Source organism: Simplicispira hankyongi (assembly GCF_003570885.1).
GTDB lineage: Bacteria > Pseudomonadota > Gammaproteobacteria > Burkholderiales > Burkholderiaceae_C > Simplicispira > Simplicispira hankyongi.
The window spans coordinates 20,512-34,223 of record NZ_QXJC01000004.1 but is presented as its reverse complement, the minus strand read 5'-3'; the positions used below and the strand labels follow the sequence as shown (position 1 = coordinate 34,223).

The 13,712-nt window shown below is 66.2% G+C and carries 15 protein-coding genes; 5 read left to right on the top strand and 10 right to left on the bottom strand.

The features are described 5' to 3' along the window. Positions 1–171: 171 nt before the first annotated feature. From D3F03_RS11400 to D3F03_RS11385, 4 genes are read right to left on the bottom strand one after another with little or no spacing between them, the layout of a single operon-like run. Positions 172–1,599, bottom strand: coding sequence for a sensor histidine kinase (locus D3F03_RS11400; protein ID WP_119109552.1), 1,428 nt, complete (start codon positions 1,597–1,599; stop codon positions 172–174). After that, positions 1,596–2,300, bottom strand: a complete 705-nt coding sequence (locus D3F03_RS11395; protein WP_119109551.1) for a response regulator transcription factor — start codon at positions 2,298–2,300, stop codon at positions 1,596–1,598. The genes D3F03_RS11400 and D3F03_RS11395 overlap by 4 nt, the downstream gene beginning before the upstream one ends. A gap of 45 nt (positions 2,301–2,345) precedes the next feature. Continuing rightward, positions 2,346–2,633 carry a hypothetical protein gene (locus D3F03_RS11390; protein ID WP_119109550.1) on the bottom strand — a complete coding sequence of 96 codons (288 nt, stop codon included), beginning with the start codon at positions 2,631–2,633 and terminating at the stop codon, positions 2,346–2,348. 9 nt (positions 2,634–2,642) lie between these two features. Continuing rightward, on the bottom strand, positions 2,643–3,116 hold the full coding sequence (locus D3F03_RS11385) for a Spy/CpxP family protein refolding chaperone (protein WP_119109666.1): 474 nt from the start codon (positions 3,114–3,116) through the stop codon (positions 2,643–2,645). Between the two features lie 241 nt (positions 3,117–3,357). Between D3F03_RS11385 and recQ the strand changes: the two genes are divergently transcribed. Beyond that, entirely contained in the window at positions 3,358–5,223 is a 1,866-nt protein-coding gene (gene recQ, locus D3F03_RS11380; protein WP_119109549.1) for a DNA helicase RecQ, read from the top strand. A gap of 175 nt (positions 5,224–5,398) precedes the next feature. On the opposite strand, the gene D3F03_RS11375 is transcribed toward recQ, so the two are convergent. From D3F03_RS11375 to D3F03_RS11365, 3 genes are read right to left on the bottom strand one after another with little or no spacing between them, the layout of a single operon-like run. Next, positions 5,399–5,647 carry a lipoyl domain-containing protein gene (locus D3F03_RS11375; protein WP_119109548.1) on the bottom strand — a complete coding sequence of 83 codons (249 nt, stop codon included), beginning with the start codon at positions 5,645–5,647 and terminating at the stop codon, positions 5,399–5,401. Next, positions 5,647–6,687 carry an alpha-ketoacid dehydrogenase subunit beta gene (locus D3F03_RS11370; protein WP_119109547.1) on the bottom strand — a complete coding sequence of 347 codons (1,041 nt, stop codon included), beginning with the start codon at positions 6,685–6,687 and terminating at the stop codon, positions 5,647–5,649. Before D3F03_RS11370 ends, D3F03_RS11375 begins: the two co-directional genes overlap by 1 nt. A 28-nt stretch (positions 6,688–6,715) precedes the next feature. Beyond that, a complete protein-coding gene (locus tag D3F03_RS11365; RefSeq protein WP_119109546.1) occupies positions 6,716–7,723 on the bottom strand; it encodes a thiamine pyrophosphate-dependent dehydrogenase E1 component subunit alpha in 1,008 nt (335 codons plus the stop codon). A 436-nt stretch (positions 7,724–8,159) separates the two neighbouring features. Between D3F03_RS11365 and D3F03_RS11360 the strand changes: the two genes are divergently transcribed. Genes D3F03_RS11360 through D3F03_RS11345 form a run of 4 tightly spaced genes read left to right on the top strand, consistent with a single transcriptional unit; the run spans position 8,160 to position 10,354 of the window. Then, positions 8,160–8,462: a hypothetical protein gene (locus D3F03_RS11360; protein WP_119109545.1), complete on the top strand. Its 303-nt coding sequence runs from the start codon at positions 8,160–8,162 to the stop codon at positions 8,460–8,462. After that, positions 8,459–9,100, top strand: a complete 642-nt coding sequence (locus D3F03_RS11355; protein WP_119109544.1) for a dienelactone hydrolase family protein — start codon at positions 8,459–8,461, stop codon at positions 9,098–9,100. Before D3F03_RS11360 ends, D3F03_RS11355 begins: the two co-directional genes overlap by 4 nt. A gap of 46 nt (positions 9,101–9,146) precedes the next feature. Further along, positions 9,147–9,722, top strand: coding sequence for a bifunctional pyr operon transcriptional regulator/uracil phosphoribosyltransferase PyrR (locus D3F03_RS11350; protein ID WP_119109543.1), 576 nt, complete (start codon positions 9,147–9,149; stop codon positions 9,720–9,722). A gap of 11 nt (positions 9,723–9,733) precedes the next feature. Then, positions 9,734–10,354 (top strand): phosphoribosyltransferase, encoded by a 621-nt coding sequence (locus D3F03_RS11345; protein ID WP_119109542.1) that lies wholly within the window; start codon positions 9,734–9,736, stop codon positions 10,352–10,354. Between the two features lie 13 nt (positions 10,355–10,367). Here the strand turns inward: D3F03_RS11345 and D3F03_RS11340 are convergent, their stop codons facing one another. From D3F03_RS11340 to D3F03_RS11330, 3 genes are all read right to left on the bottom strand, one after another. Further along, positions 10,368–11,363 carry a zinc-dependent alcohol dehydrogenase family protein gene (locus D3F03_RS11340; RefSeq protein WP_119109541.1) on the bottom strand — a complete coding sequence of 332 codons (996 nt, stop codon included), beginning with the start codon at positions 11,361–11,363 and terminating at the stop codon, positions 10,368–10,370. Between the two features lie 85 nt (positions 11,364–11,448). Next, the gene (locus tag D3F03_RS11335; protein WP_245960595.1) at positions 11,449–12,144 is read right to left on the bottom strand and encodes a response regulator; all 696 of its coding nucleotides are present in this window, start codon (positions 12,142–12,144) and stop codon (positions 11,449–11,451) included. Then, positions 12,141–13,634, bottom strand: a complete 1,494-nt coding sequence (locus tag D3F03_RS11330; RefSeq protein WP_158606160.1) for a PAS domain-containing sensor histidine kinase — start codon at positions 13,632–13,634, stop codon at positions 12,141–12,143. Before D3F03_RS11330 ends, D3F03_RS11335 begins: the two co-directional genes overlap by 4 nt. Positions 13,635–13,712 lie beyond the last annotated feature (78 nt).

Below are 13,712 nucleotides of genomic sequence, written 5' to 3'. Positions count from 1 at the left end.
GCGTTTGCTTGTCTATACAGGTTAGTCGAATCTGGATCTGGCTGTCAACCCTCGGAATCCCCGGCAGGGTGGCGCTACGCCCTAGTGTCGTGAGTTGAAAGTTCGTTTCAGAAAGCTGCCGAGAATCGCCGCCTTGCCTGACGACGATTTCGACAGCTTTACTTTTTCAACCTACTTCCAACTCACGACACTTTGCACCGGCAGCACCACCCGCACCGCCAGCCCTGGCCCGGCATTGCGCAGCTCCAGCCGCCCGCCGTGCGCCTGCGCCACCAGGCGGCACAGATACAACCCCAGCCCCACGCCGCCGGTGGCGCGCTGGCGGGCGCTGTCGGGGCGGTAGAAGGCCTGGGCCAACTGCGCCAGATGTTCTGGCGGCACGCCGGGGCCGTGGTCGCGCACTTCGATTTCCAGCTCCGTGCCTTGCACACGCAGGTGCAGCTCGGGTGGCAGCGTGGCGCTGTCGCCAGGGTTCTGGCCGAAATGGTGGCTGTGGCGCAAGGCGTTGTCCAGCAGGTTGCGCAGCAGCAGGCGCATGCGGGCGCGGTCCAGGGCCAACACCGGCAGCGCCGACGGTGCCTGCATGCGGATGGCTGCCGCTCCGGCATGGCGGTTGCCCAGTTCGGCAACCACCTCATGGGCCAGGTCCACCAGGTCCACCGGCTCGCGGTGCAACGCGGCATGGCTGCCGGCCAGGCGCTCGCTTTCCAGCAGATCGGTGATAAGGCGTGCCATCTCGCCCAGATCGCGCAGCAGGGCCTGGCGCGGGGCGTCGGCGCCTGTGGCGTCGGGCAGCAGCTCGGCGTTCAGGCGGGCGCGCGTCAGCGGGCTGCGCAGTTCGTGGCTCATGGCCAGCAGCAGGGCGCGCTTGGCGTCGAGCATCTGGTGGATGTCGCTGCCCATGGTGTTGATGGTGGCAGCCAGTTGGCCCAGTTCGTCGGGCTTGTTCGCGCAGCGCACCGGGATGGGCTGTTCGAAGCGGCCCGCGCCAAAGCGCTCGGCGCCGGCACGGATCTCGTCGAGCGGGCGCAGCAGGCGGCGCACATACAGGTAAGCCAGCGCGGTGAGCAGCAGCAGCGCGGCGAGTGTGATCCAGGCGATGCGCGGGCGCTGCTGCCAAATCTGCATGTTCAGGCCAAACTCCAGCCGGTGGCCGTCCGGGGTGGTGCGCACCAGCAGGTTTTCGCCATCGCCACCATGGCGCAGGGCCGGCTCGCGCGCCCAGCCGGGCGGCGGCAGGCCTTGGCCGGCCGCGCTGGGCTGCGAGTCCCAGTTCACCTGTGGTCCCGAGATGCGCAGCGTGATCGGCAGGCGCGCGGTGATGGCCTGGGCGCGCGCGATGCTGGGCGGGCTGCCCACTTCGCGCGCCAGGTGGTCCACGTAGTCGATCAGCAGCGGGCGGGCCGCCTCGCGCCAGCCGACCGCCACGGCCTTTTGCACGCCGCCGATGAAGGTGACGGCCATGGCCAGCGCCAGCGCCACAAACACCAGTACCAGGTGCAGGCGCAGCGACCGATGCACGGCCTGGCGTGCCCGGCGGTGCCAGGGCGCCCGGCCCGCATGCCGCCGCGCGTGCCGCCCTGCCTCCCGCCGCCTCATGTCGGCAGCCGGCGCAGGGCCAGCGTGTAACCGGCGTTGCGCAGCGTTTTGATGGCGTCCAGCGGCTCGAGCTTCTTGCGCAAGCGGCTGACCACGATGTCCACCGCGCGGGTGTACAGCTCGGCCTCGTGGCCGCGCAACTGGTTGAGGATGTCGTCGCGGCTCAGCACCCGCCCGGCACTCTGTGCGAGCAGGTGCAGCAGATCGAATTCGGTGCCGGTCAGCTCCACCTCGCGGCCCAGGCATTGCACGCTGCGGCGCGCGGGGTCAATGCGCAGGCCCTCGAATTCCAGCACGCCCTGTGCCTCTTGTGCATCGCCCGGCCCGGCCGGCTTCATGCGGCGCAGCACGGTTTGCAGGCGGGCGACGAGTTCGCGCGGCTCAAAGGGCTTGGGCAAATAGTCGTCGGCGCCGAGTTCGAGGCCGACCACGCGGTCCATCACCTCGCCGCGCGCGGTGAGCATGATGAGAGGGATGTCGCTGGTTCGCCGAATGCTGCGGCACAGCTCGAAGCCGTCCATCTCGGGCAGCATCACGTCGAGGATGGCGGCGTCAAAACCCCCTTGACCCGGACCTTCCAGCAGCGCCAGGCCTTCGCTTGGCCGCAGCGCCTGCACCAGTTTCAGCTCGTAGCGCTGGAAGTAGGTGGCCAGCGGCGGGCCGAGCTGTTCGTCGTCGTCGATGAGCAGGATGCGGTGCATGGTGCGTGAATTCTCGCTTCATCGTGGAACCATTCCATTCCCAGATCAAGCGTAAAGCCGGTGGTGGCGCAGGATCAGGCTGCGCAGGCGCCGCTGGCTTTGTGCCGCCAGCGTGTCGAAGCAATCCGCCGCCGACAGCAGCGCCGGCAGCGTGCGTGCCGCCTGTTCGGGCTGGTGCGCCGCCAGCCCCAGCGCATGCACGCGGTCAAAGCGCGGCCCCCAGACGAGGGCCAGCAGCTCCTCATGCGGCTGGGGCACCCCATTGAACAAGGCGGGGCCGACTTCGCGCAGGCCCTGCGTCAGGCGCTGCAGGCTGGTGTGATGCGCAGGCATGGCGTTGCCTCAGCCCCGGTGGCGCATCCAGCCGCGGCGCTTGCTCATCATGTCGCGCACCTGGGCTTGCTGCTCGGGCTTCAAACTGTCGTAGAAGTCGCCCATGGCGGCAATCACCTCGGGGCTGCCGGCCTGCACGGCGCGCACCTTGGCGTCCACCAGCGCCTGCGCGCCCGCGCGGTCGAATGTGGCCCCTGTCACCAGGGCCTGCAGCGCCTCGCGCGGGTTGGTGGCATCGCCCATGAAGGCCTTGCGCTGGGCCTGCAGCGCGTCGGCCAGGTGTTCGAGCCTTTGCTTTTGCGCGGCGTCCAGTTCGAGCTTGCTGCCAACACGCTCAAGCGCCTTGCCGCGCATCTCGGTGAGGCTTTGCTCGTCCATGGGGCCGCGGTGCCAGCCGTGTCCGCTGGAGCAGGCCGACAGGCCGCCCACCAGCAGCGAGGCGCCGAGCATGCCGAACAGGGTTCTCTTGATCCAGGGTTTCATCGCGATGTCCTCTTCAATCAGGGTGTGAATCGAAGGACCGATGGTGCGCAGTGGCCGGCCGCGCGTCATCTCGGGGCGGTTTCGGTTTATTTCGCTTTGTATCGGACCCACACCGTCTGCCGATAATCGGGGGCGCCAGCCGTGCGCTGGGCCTGGGCGCTTGGACTGAATTTTTATATAAAATCGGCCTCTAGCGCTTATCCAGTAAGCGCTATCAGCTATCAATCAAAGAGCAAACCGTTTGTCTGCCGCGTATTCCATCCTGAAAGAAGTCTTTGGCTACGAAGCCTTTCGTGGCCCGCAGGAAGCCATCGTTGACCATGTGATTGGTGGCGGCGACGCGCTGGTGCTCATGCCCACGGGCGGCGGCAAAAGCCTGTGCTACCAGGTGCCGGCCATCGTGCGCCAGCAGCAGGGCCGCGGCGTGGCCATCGTCGTCTCGCCACTGATCGCGCTGATGCACGACCAGGTCGGCGCGCTGCACGAGGCCGGGGTCGATGCCGCCTTCCTCAACTCCAGCCTCGGCTACGACGAAGCGCAAGATGTGGAACTGCGCCTGCAGACCGGCGGCATCACCCTGCTGTACGCCGCGCCCGAGCGGCTGAACACGCCGCGCTTTCTGGGCCTGCTGGACGACCTGTACGCGCAGGGCAAGCTGAGCCTGTTCGCCATCGACGAGGCGCACTGCGTGAGCCAGTGGGGCCACGACTTCCGGCCCGAATACCGCGCGCTCACCGTGCTGCACCAGCGCTTTCCTGGCGTGCCGCGCATTGCGCTGACCGCCACGGCCGACGCGCTCACCCGCGAAGACATCGTCGAGCGGCTGCAGTTGCAAGAGGCGCGCCTTTTCATCAGCAGCTTTGATCGCCCCAATATCCGCTACCGCATTGAAGAAAAGAAAGACGTCACCACCCAACTGCTGCGCTTCATCGAGCGCGAGCACGCGGGCGAAGCGGGCGTGGTGTATTGCCAGTCGCGCAAGCGCGTGGACGAGCTGGCCGCCACGCTGGCCGGCGCGGGTATCAACGCCCTGCCTTACCACGCAGGGCTGGACGGTGCGGTGCGCAAAAAGCACCAGGACCGCTTTCTGCGCGAAGAAGGCATCGTCATGGTGGCCACCATTGCCTTTGGCATGGGCATCGACAAGCCCGACGTGCGCTTCGTGGCGCACGTGGACATGCCCAAGAACATCGAGGGCTATTACCAGGAAACCGGCCGCGCCGGCCGCGACGGCCTGCCCGCCGACGCCTGGATGGCCTACGGCCTCGCCGACGTGGTGAACCAGCGCCGCATGATCGACGAGAGCCCGGCGGGCGAGGAATTCAAAGCCGGGCTGCGCGGCAAGCTTGACGCCCTGCTGGCGCTGGCGGAGGCGACCGACTGCCGGCGCGTGCGGCTGCTGGCGTACTTTGGCGAAGCCTCCACGCCGTGCGGCAATTGCGACAACTGTTTGACGCCCCCTGCGGTGTGGGATGCGACCGACGCGGCCCGCAAACTGCTCTCGACCATCTACCGGGTCCAGCAAGCCAGCCACATTGGTTTTGGCGCAGGGCACTTGATGGACGTGCTGCGCGGCAAACCCACCGACAAGGTCACCCAGTTCGGCCACGACAAGCTCAGCACCTTTGGGTTGGGCGCCGATTTATCGGAACAGCAACTGCGCGGCGTGCTGCGCCAGCTCGTTGCCACTGGGGCGGTCGGACTCCAAAAAGTGCAAATGGACAACGGCCACAGCTTTGACACCCTGGCGCTGACCGATGCGTCACGCTCCGTGCTGCGCGGCGAAGTGCCCGTGCGCCTGCGCGAAACCGTCGCCGCCGCCCCTGGCGAGCGCAAACGCCGCCGCAGCCCCGCCGGCACCCTGCCGCCGGCCGCCGCCTCGCTGGACCAGGCCGCCCAGGTGCGCTTCATCAACCTCAAGGCCTGGCGCGCCGAAGTGGCGCGCGAGCATGGCCTGCCCGCCTACGTCATCTTCCACGACGCCACGCTGGCGGCGATTGCCGAGCGCTGCCCGGCGACGCTCGCGGATTTGCAGGGGATCAGCGGCATGGGAGCGAAGAAGCTGGAGGCGTATGGAGCGGAGGTGCTGCGGGTGTGTGGGGGGTAATGGCCACTTCGCCGCATGCGCCATGCGCTGCGGCCATGAAAGCTTCCTCCCTCCTTCCCTCCCTCTCTCTCGTGTGCATCAGTCCGCGCGCCTGAACGGTGGCGCCAGCGAGGCTTCGGTCGCTCCAGCGGCTGGCGGCTCCAGCCCTTCCACCGGGGCGGCGCTGTGGCGCTGTCTATGGCCCTGGCTCCAGCGTAGCCACAGGCTGACCTCGGCGGAAGGTCTGGCCCGCCGGCACCAGGATGCGGGTCACGCGGCCGTCTGCGGGCGCTGCAATTTCCAAGCTGGTCTTGACCAGCACTGCGCTGGCCAGCGGCTGGCCCTGGCGGACCGGCTCGCCTTCCTGCACCAGCCAGCGGTCCACAAGGGCCTCAACCGACGCCTCGACGCCTTCCCATGCCGCCTCCGGCAAGGTGATGTTCATCACGCTTCCACCGGTTGCTGCAGCGAGGCCGCCATCACCGCACGCACCGCCGCCACCAAGCTGTCCACCTGAGGGATCACATGGCGCTCCAACGGGCGGCTGTAGGGGATTGGCACATTCGGCACGGCGATCCGTTTCACTGGAGCCCGCAGTGGCACCGTATCGAGGTTTTCCGCCACGATGGCGGCGATTTCCCCGGTGAGACCGAAGCCCAGGTAGTCCTCGTCGGCCACCAGCAGGCGGCCGGTCTTGCGCACTGAGCGCAGCACCGACTCCCGGTCCAGCGGAACCAGCGTGCGCAGGTCGATTACCTCCACGCTAACGCCCTCTGCGGCCAGTTCTTCCGCCGCCAGCAGCGCCTTCTGCACCATCTGGCTGAGGGTGACGATGGTGATGTCGCGGCCCTCGCGTGCAATGCGCGCCTGGCCGAACGCAATGGTGTAGGCGGCTTCGGGCACCTCGTTGCTGCTGCCCTCGAAATACGCCATCCACGGCAGGCCCATGATCCCTTTGTGGTACATGAAGAGGACCGGGTTGTCGTCGCGGATGGCCTGGATCATGAGACCTTTGGCGTCGTAGGCGTTGGACGGCACCACCACCTTCAGGCCCGGCATGTGGGCGAAGGTGGCGTAGAGGCACTGCGAGTGCTGCGCCGCGTCGTTGTAGCCGCCGCCGATGGCCGTGGTCAGCACCACCGGCAGCTTGATGTGGCCGCCCGCCATGTAGGTGTTCTTGGCCAGGTGGTTGTAGATCTGGTCCATGCAAACGCCGAAGAAATCCACGAACATCAGTTCGGCAATCGGCCGCAGGCCCGCGGCGGCGGCGCCGGTGGCGGTGCCGATGAAGGCCGTCTCGGAAATTGGCGTATCCATGATGCGGCCAGCGCCAAAGCGCTCCAGCAGGCCGCCGGTAGCGCCAAAGATGCCGCCGTACTTGCCGATGTCCTCGCCCATCACGAAGACTGCGTCATCGCGCTGCATTTCCTGGCCGATGGCCTCGGCAATCGCCTGGGCCATGGTGAGCTTGCGGGTGTTGCTCATGTCGTGCTCCTGTTCGTTCGGTACCGGGTCAGGCGAAAACGTCCTGCAGCGCATCCAGCGGCTCGGGGTAAGGGCTGTTGCGCGCAAACTCGAACGCCTCTGCCACGCGGCGCTGCGTCAGGGCCCTCAGCCGGGCCTCCTCGGCATCGTCCATGTGGCCCTGCTTTTTCAGGAAGCCCGCCATCCGGGGAATGGGGTCGTTCTTGCGCAGGCCCGCCACCTCGTCCTTCGGGCGGTAGACCTCGGCGTCGCCCTGGAAGTGGCCAAAGTAGCGGTCGGTCTTGACCTCGATCAGGCTGGGCCCTTCCCCCCGGCGAGCGCGCGCCACAGCCGGCCCGGCAGCCTCATACACCGCCATCGCATCGTTGCTCGCCACCTTGATGCCCGGCATGCCGTAGCCCGCCGCCCGGTCGGCCACCCACTCAATCGAGGTGGCGCTGCTCTTGGGCACCGAGATCGCCCACTTGTTGTCCTCGCAGACAAAGACCACCGGCAGCTTCCACAAGGCCGCGAGGTTGAGCGACTCGTGCACCGAGCCCTGGTTCGCTGCGCCTTCGCCGAAGAAGGCCACCGCGACCCAGTCCTTTCCCAGCTTCTTCGCCGCCAGCGCGGCGCCGCAGGCTGGCGGAAGGCTGGCCCCGATGATGCCGCTACAGCTGAAGCGGTTGGCCGGATCGAACAGGTGCATGTGCCCGCCTTTTCCCTTGCCCAGGCCGGTGGCCTTGCCGAACATCTCCGCCGCCATCGCGTTGAGCGAGACCCCTTTGGCGATGGCAAAGTGGTGCGGCCGGTGCGTGCCCACCACCGTGTCGGTCTGCGTCAGATGCGCGCACACGCCCACCGCGACCGGCTCCTGTCCGGCGGCGAGGTGCATCTCGCCCGGCACCGGGCCTGAACCGATGTCAAATGCCAGCCCTTGCTGAATGTGCGGCGGCAATTTGCCCTCCAGGTAGACCGTCGCCATGGTCTCCTCGAAGTGGCGGATCTCCAGCATTTTCTCGAACATCCAGAGTTCTGTTTCCTTGCCGGCTTGCATGGCTCTCTCCTTGTAAAGGCGATGGACGGAGCCCCGTTTGGAAACAGGAAGCACCGCGCGTCTCGAAACAGCTTATTGACGACCGAGGCCGACCCATTGAGTCCGCTCAATCGAAGCCACCAAAGCCATCTGCACCGGATACGGTCTTGTCCCATGAAATGGACAACGATCTGCCATGCCATGGAGGGCGATGCCCCTCGGCGGCCCGCTGCCGGTCGGCGCCGCCGACGATCAGCCAAGGCAGCCAAGCTCGCGCCGGACATGGCCACGCGCTGCGGCATATTGGCTCAGGGTGCGGCATTGCTGCGTTGGGCCCATGACCGCAACCCATCGCGCGCGGTTCCTGCAACGGTTGCGCATGCTCAATGGACGGCGCCCAAATCGGACAAAAATCGACCCTGATTCAAGCTACGTGCCTTCGGCGAGGAGATAGCCCATGACCGCCAACCAACTGTTCTTTCGCGATGAGGTCCACGGCAGGATTCGCTGCGGTCTCGATGCCTTGGCCGAGGCCACGCAGGTGGCGCTTGGCCCGCGTGGACGCACCGTGATCCTGGACCGCGACCATGGCTGGCCGCAGATCGCCGACTCCGGTGTCCTCGCGGCCAAGTCGGTGAAACTGGAGCATTGGTTCGAGAACAGGGGCGCGCACCAACGGCCTGACCGCCAGCGCCCTGTCACCCAAGCACCCGCCGGACATGGGGTGGCTTGCGGCGGGCAGGCGGGAGATATGGCATGACGGTCGCCATTGAGCCCGTGGTTCTGCAGGAGAGTTCGCTCCAGGGCGATCTGGCCGTTCCGACCCAGGCCCGTGCGTTGGTGCTGTTCGCGCATGGCAGCGGCAGCAGCCGCCTGAGCGAGCGCAACCGCTGGGTGGCCCGCATGCTGCAGCGGGAAGGTATGGCCACTTTGCTGTTCGACCTGCTGACCCCAGACGAAGCGCAGGATCGGCGAAAGGTCTTTGACGTCCCGCTGCTCGGCCAACGGATGGAGCAGGCCATGCAGTGGGCCAGCCAACGCCAGGACCTCGGGAGCCTGCCGTTGTGTCTCTTTGGCGCCAGCACGGGTGCGGCGGCCGCTTTGGTGGCAGCAGCGAAGTGGCCTCAGGCTATCGCTGCGGTGGTTTGCCGCGGCGGACGCCCCGATCTGGCCCAAGGTTACCTGTCGCGGGTGCAAGCACCAACACTGCTGATCGTGGGGGGAGATGACACGGAGGTGCTGGAACTTAACCGGTCGGCGCTGCGTCAGCTGCGGTGCGCCAAACGCCTGGAAGTGGTTCCTGGGGCCGGCCATCTGTTCGAAGAATCCGGAGCACTGGAGAGTGTGGCGGCCCTCGCCGCTGAGTGGTTCTTGGGACACCTGCCCACGCCTGAATGATGCGCGCGACGGCACCGACAAGACTTGTCATATTCCATGATTTGCTATGAACACCGTCTCAGGTTCTCGAACTTGTCTCTATGACACGGCCAGCCTTGATGCCGTGATGGACCGCATGGCGCAGCAGGCGGTAAGCCTGCTGCAGGGCCACGACCGGGTGGCGCTGGTGGGGGTGTTGCGCAGGGGCGCGCCGCTGGCCGACCGCCTGACCCAGCGCCTGGTGCTGCACCATGGCCTGGCTCCTCCACTGCGGCTGGATCTGTCGGTCAAGCGTTATGCCGACGACCTCACGCTGCTGTTTCCCGATACGCAGTTGGGCGAAGACCCGCGCCATGCGGCGCTCGACCTGAGCCACCACATCTTGCTCGTGGTGGATGATGTGCTGTACACCGGCCATTCCGTACTGAAAGTGGTGGACTGGCTGACCCTCAAGCGTCCAGTGGCGATCCGTATTGCCGTACTGGCCGACCGCTGCGTGACCACGCTGCCACTGCACGCTGACGTGGTGGGACTGCGCTTGGAGGTTGCGCCGACCGACATTGTCGAATGCCATGTGCCACCTTATGAGCCAGATTTCAGCGTTCAGCTGCTGCAACCATCGCCTGTGCTTCGCATGGCATAAATGGGGTCGCCATGTTCAAGAACCGTGAAGATGCCGCCTGCCAGCTGGCCACTCGCTTGGACACCTATCGGCGCCAGTCGCCGTTGGTGCTTGCCATTCCCCGTGGTGCCGTGCCCATGGGCAGGAGGTTGGCGGACCTTCTGGAGGGGGACTTTGACGTGGTGCTGGTGCGCAAGCTGCAGGCACCCTACCAACCCGAACTCGCCATCGGTGCCATTGACGAAAACGGCTGGTGCACCATTGCGCCCTACGCGGCAGCGATGGGCGCCGACTCCCGGTACATCGACGCGGAAAAGCGTCGGCAGCTCCAGGTGCTTCAAGCGCGACGTGCGATGTATTCACCGCTGCGCACCCCCATCGATCCGGCCGGCCGGATCGTGATCGTGGTGGACGACGGTTTGGCTACCGGCGCGACCATGACGGCTGCCCTGCACAGCGTGCGCCAACACCGTCCAGCCCGCCTGGTCTGCGCTGTGCCCGTTGCCTCGCGCGAAGCGCTGGAGCGGATCCGGCCGCTTGCAGACGAGATGGTCTGCCTGCAGGTTCCTGATGATTTTCAGGCTGTCGGCCAGTTCTACCGCGATTTTCACCAGATCGAGGATGAGGAGGTGATCAGGCTGCTCAAGTCCTGACCGGTGCCGTCGTTCAGGTGGGCGCGGCCATGCGCAACACGGCCGCACCCTGGAATGCGCCATGGCGCAACTTGTCCAGCGCCTCGTTGGCCTGCTCCAATGCAAACACATGCACAGCCGTCTGCAGCGGCGCATGCCGCACCAGTTCGAAGAATTCGTCGCCGTCGCGACGCGTCAGGTTGGCTACCGACCGCAGCGATCGTTCTCCCCAGAGCCAGGCGTAGGGAAACGACGGAATGTCGCTCATGTGGATACCGGCACACACCACGCAGCCACCGGGGTCTACATGCCGCAGCGCAGCCGGAACCAACTCGCCCACAGGCGCAAAAATCAGCACAGCGTCCAGCGGCTGCGGGGGGGATTCGTCTGAGCCCCCGGCCCAGGCTGCTCCCAGGCTGCGCGCGAACGCCTGGCTGCCGGTGTCGCCTGGGCGCGTCAGCGCGTAGACCTCGCGCCCCTGACGCCGCGCCACCTGGGTGACCAGGTGGGCCGCCGCGCCAAAGCCATACACCCCAAGCCGCCGTGCGTCGCCCGCCATGCGCAGTGCGCGGTAACCGATCAGCCCCGCGCACAGCAGTGGGGCCAGGCATTCGGGCGCGGGCCCATCGGGCAGTGCGAAGCAGTAGCGCGCATCGGCCACGGTGTACTCCGCATAGCCGCCTGGAATCTGGTAACCGGTAAAGCGTGCCCGTTCGCACAGATTTTCTCGCCCGGAGCGGCAGAAGCGGCAAGCGCCGCAGGTCCAGCCCAGCCAGGGAACGCCCACGCGCTGCCCGGTCTGCCAGGTCTGCACGCCTTCTCCCAGCGCAGCGATGCGGCCCACGATCTCGTGGCCGGGGGTCATGGGCAGCACGGTGTCCGGTAGCTCGCCATCTACCAGATGCAGGTCGGTTCGGCACACGCCGCAGGCCTCCACCGCGATCAAGACCTGTCCGGCGCTGGGTTGTGGCACCGCACGGCGCATCAGGCGCAGGTGCGTACCGGGTTGCTCCAGCACCATGGCCCGCATTGTGTTGTCCATTTCACGGCCCTTTCATCGCTAGCGAACGGTGCGGACGCGTGCTGCCCTTGCAGTCCTTGCAGCCGGACCGGTTTTACGCTTCACCCGCGTCCTCCGAGGGGGGCCCTAGGATCTCCCTGCCCAGCCGGTGCTCCAACCCGAAGCGCACCAGCGCGGCCGTGGAGTCAAGCCGCAGTTTTTCCTGGACATGCCTTTTGTGGGTGCTCACCGTCTTGATCGACAGATTCAAAGCGTTGGCGATCTCAACCGGGCGTTGCCCGTTGACGATCCGCTGCAAGATGTCCAGCTCCCGGTTCGATAAGACTTGGATGTCGGGTACGTGGCGCTGCCCATTGAGTTGCAACACCATGCGCTCGGCCAGTTGCGCAGACAGGAACACCCCGCCCGACGCTACTTTGCGCACCGCAGCCACCAGATCGGTGGCTGCGGTGTCCTTGGTTACATAGCCGTTCGCGCCCGCTTGCAGCGCGCGAATCGCGTACTGCTCTTCGCTGTGCATCGTCAGCACCAGAACCGCCACGGACGGGTACTCGCCTTTGATGCGTCGTATGAGGTCCAGCCCGCTCATACCCGGCAAGGACAGATCGACAATCGCCAGATCAAAGGGCTGGTGCCGCAGGAGCTCCAGCGCCTGATAGCCGGTGCCGGCTTCGGTGATGCTCCATTTGTCCGCCAACGGGCAGATGAGGCGTTTGAGGCCCTCGCGCACCACGGTGTGGTCATCGACCAGCAGCAGCCTGAGCATGGGCTTGAGCCCCGATTCGCTCAAGCGAGGGCTCCCGAAACGCAACTGCCTTCATCGGGATATCCCGTGCTCTCCTGCTCCGCAGAAAGGGGCAGCTTCACGACCAGCCTCGCGCCGCCATCTGGCTGGTTGCCGATGTCCAGCTGGCCGCCCATCATGAGCACCCGCTCCTGAATGCCGATCAGGCCGAACGACCCCTTGGGCGTCTGCAGCGGCTGGCCGGGAAACCCCCGGCCGTTGTCCTCGATATGGAGCTCGACCATCGAGCCTGTATGGGTGATGGCGATCGCCACGTGGTCTGCACCCGAGTGCCGCACGATATTGGTCAGGGCTTCCTGCACGATGCGGTAGAGTGCGGTCAAGACCTTCTGATGCATCGGGTCCGGGGCCGGATCAAGGTTGAGCGCAATCTTCAATCCCGCACGCCGCTCGAACTCCTGCGCCAGCCACTCGATGGCCGCCTGCAGGCCAAGATCGTCCAGCATCAGCGGGCGCAAGTCCATGGAGATCCGCCGGGTTGCGGACACGGTGTCGTCCACCATTTCGATCATGGACTGCATGCGCTGCGGCGGGATGCACACCGCGTTGGATTGATCGAGCGCGGAGAGTTCCAGCTTCAAGGCCGTCAGCCGCTGGCCCAGTTCGTCGTGCAGCTCGCGTGCAATGTTTCGGCGCTCTTCTTCGCGTGCATCGACCAGGCTCGCGGCCAGATCCCGCAGCGTGCTTCGCGACGTCAGCAGGTCACGCCGCTCCTGTGATTGCTTCGTGACGTCGGAGAGGACCATCTGCACCAAGGTTCGCGAGTGATCCGGCAGCGCGGCGAGCACCATCTCCACATCACGGGAAGATCCATCGAGCCGGGTAATCCGGCTGTGCATGGAATGCACAGCTTCCTGTGTGCTCAGTGCCTGCGCCACCTTGTGCCGAACGACGTCGTGTATGGCCGGATCAAGAAATTCGTAGATGGAGCGCCCGGCCAGGCTCTCGCGCCGCGCCACCCCAAAAAGCCTTGCACAGGCCATGTTGGAATAGACCACCCATTCGCCTTCCGTGACCCAGACGGCCACGGGCAGCAGTTCGAACAGCGAGCGCAGCCGCCGGTTGAGCTGCGCAATCGTGGCGACCAACTCCTGCTCATGGCTGGCATCCCGCAGCAGTGCGGTGTAGTAGCGCTGTCCGCCCAGGTCGCCGCAAACATCCAACTGGCTGATTGCGGCTTCCAGCGGAAATTTCTCTCCATTGGCGCGCAGACCCATCAGCTGTCCCCGACCGAGCATGGGGCGTTCCGGCACCTCGGAGGCCATGAATTGCCGCACATGTGCGGCATGGGCCTCCTGCGCTCCGGCGGGAATGAGCTCGGACAAGTCACGGCCCAGCAGTTGCTGGGCCGTGCGGCCAAACATGCGCTGAGCTGAGGGGTTGACCATTACGATGCGCATCGCCTCATCAATGGCGACGATGCCATCCAGGGCTCCCTGGACGGCGCCTGATGGAATGGCCGAGTCGATGTCCATGGGATCGGCAAGAGAACCCGCTTTGTGCACCATGACCTCCTGTCAAGCATTCATCGTAGGCCGGTCTGGGCCTTTCAG